11 protein-coding genes are annotated in these 12400 nt (G+C 70.4%); 4 read left to right on the top strand and 7 right to left on the bottom strand.

Annotated features, from left to right (window positions below; genetic code table 11):
- The first annotated feature begins 11 nt into the window (after nucleotides 1-11).
- On the top strand, nucleotides 12-1115 hold the full coding sequence (locus tag KOI35_RS06835) for an outer membrane protein assembly factor BamB family protein (protein ID WP_215785180.1): 1104 nt from the start codon (nucleotides 12-14) through the stop codon (nucleotides 1113-1115).
- On the opposite strand, the gene KOI35_RS06830 is transcribed toward KOI35_RS06835, so the two are convergent.
- Nucleotides 1087-2397 carry an aspartate aminotransferase family protein gene (locus KOI35_RS06830; protein WP_215785179.1) on the bottom strand — a complete coding sequence of 437 codons (1311 nt, stop codon included), beginning with the start codon at nucleotides 2395-2397 and terminating at the stop codon, nucleotides 1087-1089. The two genes, KOI35_RS06835 and KOI35_RS06830, sit on opposite strands and share 29 nt — an antisense overlap.
- A gap of 75 nt (nucleotides 2398-2472) precedes the next feature.
- Here KOI35_RS06830 and KOI35_RS06825 point away from each other — a divergent pair, with 75 nt between their 5' ends.
- On the top strand, nucleotides 2473-3363 hold the full coding sequence (locus tag KOI35_RS06825) for a LysR family transcriptional regulator (protein WP_215785178.1): 891 nt from the start codon (nucleotides 2473-2475) through the stop codon (nucleotides 3361-3363).
- Nucleotides 3364-3367: 4 nt separating this feature from the next.
- Here KOI35_RS06825 and KOI35_RS06820 read toward each other — a convergent pair whose 3' ends face one another.
- Together KOI35_RS06820 and KOI35_RS06815 are read right to left on the bottom strand one after the other, a co-directional pair.
- On the bottom strand, nucleotides 3368-4585 hold the full coding sequence (locus tag KOI35_RS06820; RefSeq protein ID WP_215785177.1) for a Fic family protein: 1218 nt from the start codon (nucleotides 4583-4585) through the stop codon (nucleotides 3368-3370).
- A 123-nt stretch (nucleotides 4586-4708) separates the two neighbouring features.
- Complete coding sequence (locus KOI35_RS06815) at nucleotides 4709-5809, bottom strand: ROK family transcriptional regulator (RefSeq protein ID WP_215785176.1); 1101 nt, start codon at nucleotides 5807-5809, stop codon at nucleotides 4709-4711.
- 52 nt (nucleotides 5810-5861) lie between these two features.
- On the opposite strand from KOI35_RS06815, the gene KOI35_RS06810 reads away from it, so the two are divergent.
- Nucleotides 5862-7073 (top strand): MFS transporter, encoded by a 1212-nt coding sequence (locus tag KOI35_RS06810; RefSeq protein WP_215785526.1) that lies wholly within the window; start codon nucleotides 5862-5864, stop codon nucleotides 7071-7073.
- Here the strand turns inward: KOI35_RS06810 and hisC are convergent.
- Genes hisC through hppD form a run of 4 tightly spaced genes read right to left on the bottom strand, consistent with a single transcriptional unit; the run spans nucleotide 7070 to nucleotide 10863 of the window.
- A complete protein-coding gene (gene hisC, locus KOI35_RS06805) occupies nucleotides 7070-8152 on the bottom strand; it encodes a histidinol-phosphate transaminase (protein ID WP_215785175.1) in 1083 nt (360 codons plus the stop codon). The genes KOI35_RS06810 and hisC overlap by 4 nt on opposite strands.
- Nucleotides 8149-9075 carry an RDD family protein gene (locus tag KOI35_RS06800; RefSeq protein ID WP_215785174.1) on the bottom strand — a complete coding sequence of 309 codons (927 nt, stop codon included), beginning with the start codon at nucleotides 9073-9075 and terminating at the stop codon, nucleotides 8149-8151. Before KOI35_RS06800 ends, hisC begins: the two co-directional genes overlap by 4 nt.
- Nucleotides 9072-9698 (bottom strand): RDD family protein, encoded by a 627-nt coding sequence (locus tag KOI35_RS06795; RefSeq protein ID WP_308120825.1) that lies wholly within the window; start codon nucleotides 9696-9698, stop codon nucleotides 9072-9074. Before KOI35_RS06795 ends, KOI35_RS06800 begins: the two co-directional genes overlap by 4 nt.
- A gap of 10 nt (nucleotides 9699-9708) precedes the next feature.
- The gene (hppD, locus tag KOI35_RS06790) at nucleotides 9709-10863 is read right to left on the bottom strand and encodes a 4-hydroxyphenylpyruvate dioxygenase (RefSeq protein ID WP_215785173.1); all 1155 of its coding nucleotides are present in this window, start codon (nucleotides 10861-10863) and stop codon (nucleotides 9709-9711) included.
- 208 nt (nucleotides 10864-11071) lie between these two features.
- On the opposite strand from hppD, the gene KOI35_RS06785 reads away from it, so the two are divergent.
- Nucleotides 11072-12376, top strand: a complete 1305-nt coding sequence (locus KOI35_RS06785) for a hypothetical protein (RefSeq protein ID WP_215785172.1) — start codon at nucleotides 11072-11074, stop codon at nucleotides 12374-12376.
- Nucleotides 12377-12400 lie beyond the last annotated feature (24 nt).

The raw sequence follows: 12400 nt of genomic DNA, 5'->3' as shown, positions 1-12400 counted from the left end.
ACGCTTCCCGGGTGTCCCGGGTGCTGCTGCGATCGCTGGTGGCGCTCGTGCTGGTGGCGGCGGCCGGTCTGATCGGCTGGCGGGTGCTGGCCCCGGCCGAGGTGCTGTCGCCCGCCGCGACGCCCTATCCGCTGCCCTCGGTCGTGACGGCGCAGGTGACCGGGCGGACGAACGTGGCGCCGCTGATCGTCGACCAGCGGATCCGGGTCTACGCCGGTCAGCGGCAGGTGCGCGCCGACGGTCCGGTCGACGCCAAGACCGTGAACACCGCCCGCTGGTCGCTGCGGCGCTGGCCGGCCACGGTGTCCGGGGTGGTGGCGGCCGGAACCACGGTGATCAGCCGCTGGTCGGACGGGGTGCTGGTCGCGGTCGACGCCCGTAGCGGTCGCGAGAGCTGGCGGGTCAACAGCGGGCCGGCGCCGGCCTTCGACGGGCATCGCACCGGGGCGTCGACCGTGTGGGCACCGGCCGGTCTGCACGTGGCCGCCGACTCGGTGCTGGTGCAGGCCGATCAGAAGCTTTCCGCGTACGAGGTGGACAGCGGGGCGCTGCTCTGGACGGTGACCGTGCCGGCGGGGTGCGGAGACGGGTTCACGACTCTGGGCGGGCAGTACTTCTGTGCCACCGGCGGGTTCGATGCGGTTACCGGGGTGGCGCTGCCGGCGTACGGGGAAGGCCCTTATACGCCTTTGACCTGCGGTGTTGCCGTGTCGGCGTGTCAGGGGATGCGGGATGCCCGGGGGCAGGGCTTTCTCACCACCGGTGTGACGCCTCGCCGTGTTGTTGAGCTGGACGACTCGGACATTTCGGTCGTTGATGGTGCGTTTGAGCGTGTGCCATCGGGCGTACAGGTGCTCGGTGTTTCCTCGGGGCGACTCGTGGTGCTGACCGCGGACCGGCATCTGCAGGTGCTGCGGTCGGGGCACGTCGTGGCCGACTTTCCGCTGGCCGTGGGCAGTGAGCGGCTGGACTGGAAGCCGGGGTTGTGGCAGGTGACCGACGGTTGGGTGGCGATCGAGCGCCTGACCGGGGACGGGCCGGCCGATCCGGGGGCGCCCGAGCACTACTTCACCGTCGACACCGTGATCATCGCGTCGCTGCTGTCACCTCTGTGATCGCCTGGTCGAGGATCGACAGGCCCAGGTCGAGCTCCTCGGTCGTCGAGGTCAGCGCGGGGGCGATCCGGAAGACGCCGCCCATGTGGGGCAGCTGGACCACGTTCATGTGCAGGCCGAGCTCCAGGCAGCGCTGGGTGACGGCGGCCCCGAGTGCGTCGGCCGGCTTCTTGGTCTCGCGATCCTGCACGAGTTCGAGTCCGACCAGCAGGCCGCGTCCGCGTACGTCGCCGATGACTTCGTGTTTCTTGGACAGGTCGCTCAAGCCTGTGCTGAGGTAGGCGCCGAGCTCCCTTGCTTTTTGGTCCAGTTTGTCGTTTTCCAGAACGTCGAGGACCGTGTTGCCGACCGCGGCCACCAGCGGGTCGGAGACGTGCGTGGTGAAGAACAGGAAGCCCCGCTCGTGGGCCGTCCGCTCGATCTCGTCGCTGGTCACGATCGCGGCCAGCGGCAGGCCGGCGCCCAGGGTCTTGCTCAGCGTCAGGATGTCGGGGGTGACGGCGTCGCGCTGGAACGCGTACCAGTCGCCGGTCCTGCACAGACCGGTCTGTGCCTCGTCCAGAATGAGCAGCCCGCCGCGCTCGTGCACCTTGTCGCGCAGCGCGGCCAGATAACCCGGCGGCAGGTCGAGCACGCCGCCCGAACTCAGGATCGGCTCGACGATGCAGGCGGCCAGGCTGCCCACCGACTGCGCGTCGAACAGCTCGAACGAGAAGTCGAGCTGGCGCCGCCAGTCGAGTTCGCCGTCGGCGCCGGTGAAGTCGGGCCGGTAGGCGTTCGGGGTCGGGATGGCGAAGTTGCCGGGCGACGCCGGTCCGTAGCCCTTGCGGCCCGAGCTGTAGGTGGCGTTCGCGGCCGCCTGCGTCATGCCGTGCCACGAGCGGGCGAACGAGATCACCTCGTGCCCACCGGTGACCAGCTTGGCCATCCGGATCGCGGCCTCGTTGCTCTCGGCGCCCGTGGTCAGCAGCAGCACCTTGCTCAGCGGCTCGGGCAGCGACTCGGCCAGGCGGCGGGCCAGGTCGACCACGGGCCGGCTGAGCATGCCGCTGAACAGGTGGTCGAGGGTGGCGGCGGAGCGCTGCACGGTCTCGACCACGGCCGGGTGCGAGTGGCCGAGGATGGCGCTCATCTGCCCCGACGTGAAGTCGAGCAGGCGGCGACCCTCGGCGGTGTAGACGAAGCTGCCCTCGGCGCGCTCGATGATCTCGGGGACGAAGCGTCCCGCACCGGAGTAGCGGACCAGGTGGCGCTCGGCGTCGGACCAGAATTCATCAGCCATGCCTCGACGCTAAGACGCGATCGCTGTGCCGGTCCATCTCACTTTTTCGCCGTCGCTGTTAAGTAAAGTTGGACAATGCTGAACCCGTGGCGCCTGCGTCTGCTGGTCGACCTGGCGACGTACGGAACGGTGCGAGCGGTCGCCCAGCGCGGCAACCACAGCCCGTCCGCGGTGTCGCAACAGCTGGCCACCCTGGAACGCGAAACCGGCACGGCCCTGCTCGAACGCACCGGCCGCCGAGTCCGCCTCACCGCGGCCGGGGTGCTGCTGGCCGGCCGGGCGCGGGAGATCCTGGCCGCCATGGACGCGGCCGAGGCGGCTCTGCGCGGCCTGGCCCTCGAACCGGCGGGCACGGTGCGGCTGGGCGCCTTCCAGAGCGCGCTGCCCGGGCTGGCCGCGCAGGCGGTGTCGCGGCTGGCCGCCCGGCACCCGGACGTGACGGTGGTGCTGCTCGAGATGGAACCGCACGAGAGCATGCCCGCCCTGCGCCGCGGCGAGGTCGACGTCATCATCACGACCACCGACTTCGTCGGCGCCGAACTCGACCCGGCCATCGACCTTGTGCCGCTGGCCTCGGACGAAGTCGTGGTGGTGCTGCCGCTCGACCATCCGCTGGCCGGGCTGGAAGCGGTCCCGCTGGCGGTCTGCGCCGACCAGCGGTGGACCTTCGAGGGGGCCGGCTCGTACATGTCGGAACTGGCCACCCGGCTCTGCCGCGAGGCCGGCTTCGAGCCGTCGGTGGTGTGCCGTTTCAACAACTACATGCTGGCGCAGCAGCACGTGGAGCTCGGCCAGTCGATCACGCTGCTGCCCAGCTTGGCCGTGGATCCGCGCTACCGGGTGGTCACGCGGCCACTCTCCCCACCGGTCACCCGGCGCATCACCGCGGCGGCGCGCCGGCCTTCCCCGTCGGCACCGCGCCCCGAGGTCACCGCCGTGCTGACCGCCCTGCGCAGCTCCGCTTAGCCGGTCAGGCGGCGTTGATGATGTTCAGAACCCGTCGCGCCGCGAAGACTCGCCCATACCTGCGACCCGTGCGCTCCTCCAGAATGCCGAGCTGAACGAGACGCCTGATCGCGGAGTTGGCGGCTTGATACGAGACGCCGTACCTCTCAGCGGTCGGCCTGGCCGTGATCAACGGATAGCCGAGCAAATCCTCGACGATCCGGACCGCGACGCCTCGGACGTCGGCATCAAGCAACTGGGCCAGGGCCTCGTCCCGCCAGTCGTGCAGGGCATCGATCTTTTCCACCCTGCGAACCGCCTGCGCGCGCACGGCCTCGGAGAAGAACCGGATCCAGGGCTCGAAGTCACCGGTTGCGCTGACCGCGAGCAGATGATCCTGATAGATGCGTCGTCTTCCTTCTAGCCACGGAGAAAGATTCAGCACCGGAACCCGCAGTTCGCCTCGATGGGCCAGTTGGAGGACGCAGGCGAGCCGGCCGAGTCTGCCGTTGCCGTCGTTGAACGGGTGCAGGGTCTCGAACTGGTAATGACCGAGAGCCATCTTGATCACTAGGGGGATGGTGTCGTCGGCCGTGATCCACGTCGCCCATGCGTCGACGCCCGCGCGAAGCTGATCGCCTGGCGGTGACGGCACGAATCGCGCATCTTCCACACGTCCGCCACCGGCGCCGATGAAGACCTGCGTGGTTCGGATCCGTCCCGCGTCGTGCGAATCTCCCCGGGTGCCTCGGACGAGAATCTTCTGCAGTTGCTCAAGCATGCCGACCGTGATCGGCTTGTCCTTGATCCAGTCGAACGCGAGCTCGGCCGCCTCGACATAGTTGTGAACCTCGGCGACCGACGCGGTGAGCTGGCTGCGGTTGAGGAAGTCGGCCTCCAGGACGTCATCGAGGGCCGCGTAGGTGCCTTCGAGTGCGGAGGTGCTGACAGCTTCTTGCCGGATTGCCGGTCGTGCGAGAAGGCCGGGGTTCGGAAGGCGGAAAGCGACCTGGTCAAGGCGAGCTACCGCGACTGCGGCATCGGTGACCGCCAGGTACGTCTCCTGTGCCAAGTTGAGTTGGGTCGGCAGCGGGTCGGGGACGAATGCGGAGCAGTCGTAGTCCTCGTTGTACCGGGAGTCCCAGCCAGTGATTCGGACAAGAGATCCCACTGGCGACGTTTGGGACATTGCGCCATCCATGATTTGAAGCAAAGCGCGAAAGACTTGAAAAGTGCCGCCCACTTTTCAAGCGCAACGGCATTCGCCCGGTCAGATTTCAAGTCTTGAGCCGCAGACGTGAAATTACATGGGTGGAATTCAACCACTCTAAGTAGTTAGGGTTGCGAGTCTGGATGCCGGCCGGAGTCAGCCGAGGGTAGTCAGCAGGGTTGACCAGGCGCTTTCGGCGGCGCCGGCTATCGGGCCGTCGGGGCCCAGGGCGGCCGGCACCAGAGGGGGCGGTGACTTGCGGCGGATGGCCATCAGGCCGGACTGGTAGGCCGAGTGGAGTTCGGCCGGGGCGGCGGCCAGCAGGTCGGCGGCGATGCTGCCCAGCGTGACCAGGTCGGCGTCCAAGCCGTTGACCAAGCCCGCTAGGCCGCGCCCGAGGGCGGCGGCGACCACGCCCACGGCGGCCCGCTCGGCCGGGGCGGTCGAGGCGATGACCCGCTTCGCGTAGGTCACCGGGTCGCGTGGTGGCGGCTCGCCCAGGAAGCGGGCCAGAGCCGTGCCGTCGACTGCGGTTCCCCAGCAGCCGCGGGCGCCGCAGGGGCAGATGACGGCCGGGTCGCCGAAGGGCATGTGGCCGAACTCGCCGCTGGCGCCGGACGCGCCGATCAGCAGGTGGCCGCCGTCGACCACCGCGCCGCCGAGGCCGCCCTCGATGCGGACGTGCAGGGCCACCGTGGCGCCCACGGCGGCGCCTCGGGCCGACTCGGCGGCGGCGGCCAGGCTCGCGTCGTTGCCGGCCACCAGGAGCGGCACGCCGGGCCACAGGGCGGTCAGGTCGGCGTCGTGCCAGCCCAGGTTGGCCGCGTCCAGGTGCAACGCGGGCGAGACGGTGCCGGGGACGGAGACGCCCATCGCTCGCAGGCGGCTGCCGTACGGGGGAATGTGCGATGCGATCGCGGCCGCCACGGTTGGCCACTCCGTGCCCGCGTGCGGAGCCGATACCGAGGTCAGCGTGTGACCGCCCAGCTCGACCACGTCGACCCGCCACGACTCGTGGGTTATCTCGGCGGCCAGCACGAGGGGGCCGGACGGATGCGGCACCAGCACGGTGGTCGGGCGGCCGCGGGTGCCGCTGGGAGCGGCCGGCGTCTCGGCCAGCAGGCCGGCCTGGGCCAGGCGGGAGACGACCTCGGTGGCGGCGCCGGTGCCGATGCCCAGCCGGCGGGCGGCGTCGGCCCGGGTCACGCCGGGGTGGGCGTGGACGACCCGGAGGAGCTCGGTTGAGCGCGTCGTCACAGTGGTCTCCCTTCTTTTGCTCGGATCAAGAGCTTATTCTGCGAGCGTGAGCATGAACCGTCCGGCTCTGGCCATTCTGGGCGCTTCGGCGTTCTTCTATGTGACCGCCGAGACCCTGCCGGTGGGGCTGCTGCCCGAGATCGCCACCGGTCTCGACGTCAGCGAGGCGGACGTCGGCCTGCTGCTGACCAGCTATGCCGTCGTGGCGGGGCTGAGCACGATCCCGCTGACCGCGCTGACCATGCGGGTGGCGCGGCACAAGCTGATCGCCATCACGATGGCCATTTTCGTGGTGTCGCAGGCCGCGGCCACGTTCGCGCCGACCTTCGAGATCCTGGCCGGGGCGCGGCTCATCTGCGCGCTGGCCCACGGGGTGTTCTGGTCGGTGATCGGACCGGTCACCGCCCGGCTGGCGCCGCCGGGGCAGGCCGGACGGGCGACCGCGCTGGTCTTCGTGGGCAACTCGCTGGCCATCGTGCTGGGTGTGCCGCTGGGCACCGCGCTCGGGCAGTGGCTCGGCTGGCGGGCGGCGGTCGGCGCGGTGACCATCGGCGGCGCGATCTGTGTGCTCGGGCTGCTCAAGGTGCTGCCCAAGCTGCCGCCGCGGCCGCACGACCTCGAGCTGCGGCCGGCCGCCCAACTGCGGGCGGCGTTCACCGTCGTCCGGGACCGGCAGGTCGTGCTGCTCTGCCTCATCGTCGCGGTGCTGGTGGTCGGGCACTTCGCGGCCTACACGTACATCGCCCCGCTGGTCCGCCGCGACGCCGGGCTCGAGGGGGCGGGGCTGAGCCTGCTTCTGCTCGGCTACGGCGTCGTCGGCCTGATCACCAACTGGGCGGTCGGCCGGCACGTCGACCGGCGGCCGGGCACCATGCTGGCCGTCCTGCTGGCTGTGCTGGCGGTCTCGGCGGGGCTGCTGGCGCCGGTGCTGGGCCTGGTGCCGACCGTGATCGTCACGCTGCTGTGGGGCGGGGCGTTCACCGCCATGCCGGTGATCCTGGCCGCCGCGCCGCTGCGGATCGCGCCGCGGGCCCGGGACGCGGCCTCGGCCCTCTATGTGGTCGCGTTCCAGGTCGGCATCGGCGGCGGCGCGCTGCTCGGCGAGCGGATGGTTCGGGCCGATCACCTGGGGACGCTGCCGCTGGTGACCGCCGGACTGGCGATCGTCGCCGTGGTGCTGGTGCTGACCGTGGGGCGCCGGGTCTTCCCCGCCCGCCTGAGCGAGGAAGACCATCACCGCACCGAAGCACAACTGGTGAACTAGCTCTTCAGGGCCACTTCGGCGGCGGCCAGGAAGGCGTCGTTCTCTTCGGCGGTGCCGATCGTCACCCGTACGCCGTCGCCCTGGAACGGCCGCACGATGACCCCGCGCGACTCGCAGGACTGGGCGAACGGGGCCGAGCCGTCGCCCAGCGGCAGCCACACGAAGTTGGCCTGGCTCGAGGGCACGTCGACTCCGAGCGCCCGCATCGCCTCGGTGACCCGGTCGCGCTCGGCCACCACCAGGGCACACCGGCGGCGAACCTCCGCCTCCTGGCCCAGGGCCGCGATCGCCGCCGCCTGGGCCACGATGCTGGTCGAGAACGGGGTCAGCACCTTGCGGATCGCCGCCGCCACCTCGGGCTGGGCCACCAGGTAACCCATCCGCAGGCCGGCCAGCCCCCACGCCTTGCTCATGGTGCGGAGGACGAGCACGTTGGGCCGGTCGCCGTACGTCTCGACGCCGTCCGGCACCTCGGGATCGGTCACCAGTTCCCGGTACGCCTCGTCGAGCACGATCAGCACGTCGGACGGGACGGACGCGATGAACCGGTCGAGCTCGGCCTTGCGCACGCTCGTGCCGGTCGGGTTGTTCGGGTTGCACACGATCACCAGCCGGGTCCGCTCGGTGATCGCGGCGGCCATGGCCGGCAGGTCGTGCTCGTGGGCGGCCGTGTTGGGCACGCGCACGCTGGTCGCCCCCGCGCCGGCCGAGATGATCGGGTAGGCCTCGAACGACCGCCACGAATAGACGATCTCGTCGCCCGGCAGGCAGGTCGCCTTGACCAGAATCTCGGCCAGCGCCACCGACCCGCAGCCGGTCACGATGCGCTCGGGCGCTACGCCCAGCTTGGCCGCCAGGGTGTCGCGCAGCGCGACCGAGCCCATGTCGGGGTAGCGGTGCGACTGCCGCATCGCGTCGGCCACCGCCTCGGCCACGCCGGGCAGCGGACCGTACGGCACCTCGTTGCTGGCCAGCTTGATCGCCTCGGCGATGCCCAGCTCACGGGTCAGGTCGGCCAGGTTGCGACCGGGCACGTACGCGGGCAGGTTGTCTAGGTCGGCGCGGGTTAGGCGGGTCATCGTTGTCCCTCCGAGGAGCCGTTGGAGCCGCCGCCGGTGGTGGCGTCGACGGGCTGGCGGTCGTCCGGCGGCAGCGCGATCACGACCGTACGGGCCGTCTTGTCGTGAAATGCCTGTCGCAGTTGCTGGTCGAAGATCGGGGACACGCAGTCGATCAGCTGCAGGACGAAGCCGATGCCGGCGCAGCCCCAGGCCGGGGTCCACAGGCCGAGGCGGGCCCACCGGCCGAACGCGCGGCCGAAACCGATCGGCTCGGTGTTCTCGACCGCCATCACCTTGATCCGCATGAGGCGTTTGCCCAGCGTCTGGCCGGTGCTGCCGATCGACGGGGCCTCGTAGAGCAGCCACAGCAGGGTGGCCACGATCAGCATGGCCCAGAGCAGGCCGTCCATCCGGCCCGAGGCCTGCACGTCGAACGCGCTGCCCCCGTTGGCCATCTCGTCGAGGCTGGCCCGGTACATGGGCACGAATTCCTTGGCGAACTCGTACGCGAAGTAGCCGTTGACCACGACGTTGAGCAGCAGGACGGCCAAGATGTCGAGCAGCCGGGCGACCAGGCGCGGGCCCAGGCCGGCCAGTGCGTAGCCGTGCGGGCGGGCGGCCACCGGCGGATACATGCCCGCGCGCATGGCCGGCGGCATCTGCTCCCAGCCCGGCGGGGGCTGCCACCCGGGCGGCGGCTGCCAGCCCGGCGGCGGGGGCGGCTGCGGACCCCAGCCCGCGGGCGGCCCCGAAGGCACCGGCGCGGCCGGGGCCGGGGCCGGCGGGGCCTCCTCAACCAAAACTTCCTCGACCGGTGGTGGCCCGTCCGGTGGAACCGCGTCGGCCGCGATGGCCTTACCGACCCAGCCGTCACCGTCCCAGTAACGCTGAGTGTCGGGGTCGGCCGGGTCCTTGTACCAACCGGCAGGCAGCGAGCTCATGGAGAAACCTTAACGACCACGGTCTGAGCGAACTTGTCGTGCAGGGTCTGCTGGTACGGCTTGTCCCCGAGTTGCCACAGTCCGTCGACCCAACTGAAGAACGGCACGAGCCCGCCGGCCACGAACTCGACCAGGTAGCGCTTGGCCGCCATGCCCCGGGTCAGCTTGCCCTCGGGGTCGAGCGGGACGACCCGGATCTTCATGATCTTTTTGCCCAGGGTCTGGCCCGACCGGTACATGACCTCGACCACGTAGACGTAGTAGAGCAGGAACATCAGGACGAAGAGGCCCGCCTCGAGCAGCAGAAGGGGCACCAGGAAGTCGCCGAAGAAGACGTTGAAGTCGGGTTCGGAGTTGTCGGTGTAGGTCACCGGGTCGGGAAAGCTGCGGAACAGCACGATGAAGGCCGGGATGGCCACGATCATGGCCACCACCGACAGCAGAACCGAATCGATGATGTACGCCACGAGCCGCTGCGGGAACTCGGCGAGCGGCACTCCGCCCGGACTGAGCGGAGGCGGTGGCGGTCCGGGCGCGTACATATAGCCCGGCGGATACGCGGGCGGATAGGGGTGGCCGGGCCCCGGCGGAGGCGGCCCGTACCCCGGAGGTGGCTGGGTCACGCGAACAGTGTCACAGATTGCCGCGCAGTTCCTGCTCCCGCTCGATGGCCTCGAACAGCGCCTTGAAGTTGCCCTTGCCGAAACCGAGCGACCCGTGGCGTTCGATCAGCTCGAAGAACACCGTCGGCCGGTCCTGCACGGGCGAGGTGAAGATCTGGAGCAGGTAGCCGTCCTCGTCCCGGTCGACCAGGATCTTGCGGCTCTTGAGCTCCTCGATCGGCACCCGTACGTTGCCGATGCGCGCACGCAGCTCGGGGTCGTCGTAGTACGAGTCGGGGGTGTCGAGGAACTGGACGCCGGCCGCGCGCATGGCGTCCACGCTGGCGATGATGTCGTTGGTGGCCACGGCGATGTGCTGGGCGCCGGGCCCGCCGTAGAACTCCAGGTACTCGTCGATCTGCGACTTACGCTGCGAGACGGCCGGCTCGTTCAGCGGGAACTTGACCTTGCGGGTGCCGTCGGCCACGACCTTGGACATCAGCGCCGAGTAGTCGGTGGCGATGTCGTCGCCGATGAACTCGGCCATGTTGGTGAAGCCCATGACCCGGCCGTAGAACTCGACCCACTCGTCCATCCGGCCCAGCTCGACGTTGCCGACCACGTGGTCGACGGCCTGGAAGAAGCGCTTGGGCTGCAGGCCGGCGTCGATCGCGGGCTGCCGGTCGACGATCGGGGCGCGGGTGACGAAACCGGGCAGGAACGGCCCGTCGTAGCCGGACCGGTCGATGAGGGTGTGAACCGTTTCCCCGTACGTCGCAATGGCCGCCAACCGCACGGTCCCGTGCTCGTCCTTCACGTCGTGGGGCTCGCTCACGCCGCGGGCGCCGGCCGACATGGCGTGTGCGTACGCCTTGTCGACGTCCGGCACCTCGATCGCGATGTCCTGGATGCCGTCGCCGTGCCGGGTCACGTGGTCGGCCCCGGGCGCTCCCGCGTGCACCGCCCCGACCAGCACGAAGCGGGCGCCGCCGCTGGTCAGCACGTATTCGGCGTGGTCGCGGTAGCCCTGCTCGGGCCCGCGGTAGGCCACGCAGGTCATGCCGAACGCCGTGGAATAGTAGTGGGCCGCCTGCTTGGCGTTGCCCACGAGGAACTTCAGGTGGTCGACGCCCTTGACCGGAAAGACGTCGTCGGTGCGGGTCCCCTGTGCCATCGTCTGCGTCATTGACTGAGGTTGTCGCAGCTCACGGGCGGTTTCAACAGTTGTTCGCGCGGTTGCGCAGGCTGCCCGCTCGCACCGCGGCACCCGGCGGCGGCCGGTGCAATTTGCACAACCCGGCGAACGTCCAGTCGGAAATAACCTGACAAATCCCATCGACACGGGCGCATGGAGATCCATCGTCCGGGTGATTGACCTGGTTAGCGTGTCGCGCATGGCGTCGGGTGGCAGCCCTTGGAAGGGGTACGGGCTGGTCGCGATCGTGATCGTGGTCGTGCTGGCCACCACCGGCGTGTGGAACCCGTGGCCCAAGGTCTGGTCGTGGGTCAACACCAGCAAGCCGATCGCCGGGGATCAGGCCCGCTGGCAGGCCCGGATCGGGGGCAGCCCGCAGAGCGTCTCGATCGTCGGCGACGCGGTGGTCGTCGAATACCGGACGTCGATCGAGGCGTACGGGCTGACCGCCGGGGTGCAGCTCTGGAAGAACGACGCCGACTGGGCCGCGATCGCCGGTGACGGCAACGACGCGGTGGTCGCCACCGGTCGGCTGCTGACTAAGGGCTACCAGGTGCTCGACCCTCGCAGCGGCGCCCAGCTGCGCGCCGACACCACGGCCACGGCGGTCTGGACCTATCGCAACGGGCTGCTCGACCTGCACTGCGCCAAGGGCGGGGACTGCCGGCTGACCGCCTGGGCCCCGCGCGGCACCACGCCGCTCTGGACCGTGGACACCGGCGGGATCGGCTTCGTGCTCGACGCGGCCAACCCCGACCTGCCGGACACCCGCCAGCTCACCGCCGACCGGGTCGACGACGACGTGGCCCGCCCGCGGGTGATGCCGAGCCTGATCGGGCTGCCGGACGACGGCAAGGTCCGCGTGATCGACACCGCCACCGGCAAGGTCGTGCAGGTCGCCGAGCCGGCGGCCGACCAGCGGATCGCGATCGCCGGCGGCCGGGTGCTCACCGTCACCGGCATCGCGAAGGACGGCACCTGCTACTACAACGTGATCGCGACCGACCCGCCGTCGTCGTCGCCGGTCTGGCTGCGCGAGGGGCTCAACCTGCGGACGGCCGACAACGGCTCGGACTGCAAGCAGGACCGCGACCCGGCCGGCGGCGAGGACGTGATCCTGGGCGTCGACCCGATCGGCCGGGAGGAGCTGCTGGCCGGGCACGACGGTCGGCTGCTGTGGCGCGGGGCGCGCGGCGAGACCGTGCTCAGCGTGAACGACAGCTTCGGGGTGATCCGCAGCGCCGACTCGCGGACGGTGCGTGCCTACAGCTTCAGCCGAGGTCGGACGGCCTGGTCACGGGCGGCCGGCGAGGGGGTGGGGGCGGCTCTTACGCCGTACGCGGTGATCCTCACCAGTCGCAAGCCGGAGCGGGTCGTGGCCGTCTCGCCGAGCAACGGGCGGGTGCTGTCGGATGTGCGTACGGGAGCCGAGGTTTTCGCCGTCGGACCGGGCGGAATGATCGCCGTGTCTGGGCGGGATATGGCCTATCTCCCGTTTACTTGACCGAACTGGTATGTGCCGAGCCCC

The sequence above is a fragment of the Paractinoplanes bogorensis genome, assembly GCF_018829635.1.
In the GTDB taxonomy this organism is placed as follows: domain Bacteria; phylum Actinomycetota; class Actinomycetes; order Mycobacteriales; family Micromonosporaceae; genus Actinoplanes; species Actinoplanes bogorensis.
This window is presented reverse-complemented; position numbering and strand designations above follow the sequence as displayed.